1 protein-coding gene is annotated in these 241 nt (G+C 63.1%); it reads right to left on the bottom strand.

Annotation, left to right across the window (positions count from 1 at the left end):
- The coding region (locus JW499_RS23315) for a hypothetical protein (protein WP_416135417.1) at positions 1–223 on the bottom strand (223 nt) is incomplete at its 3' end.
- Between the last annotated feature and the right edge of the window lie 18 nt (positions 224–241).

The raw sequence follows: 241 nt of genomic DNA on the forward strand, positions 1-241 counted from the left end.
TGACGCTCATGTCGCCAATGCTGAAGCTGGTGGTGTCGTTATCCGGACCGGGGCCTGGGTTGAATGGACCCGGGCCGGTGCCGTCATCGACGATGGTTCCCACGCCGGTACCGTCAGCGATCTGGCCGCCGTTGGTGGCGTTGCTCAGGTTGACGCTGAAGGTCTCATCGCCTTCGAACACGGCATCCTGAGTGGTCTGCACGGTAAAGGTCTGGCTGGTCACGCCCGCCGCAAAGGTCAG

This window comes from Amphritea pacifica (genome assembly GCF_016924145.1).
In the GTDB taxonomy this organism is placed as follows: domain Bacteria; phylum Pseudomonadota; class Gammaproteobacteria; order Pseudomonadales; family Balneatricaceae; genus Amphritea; species Amphritea pacifica.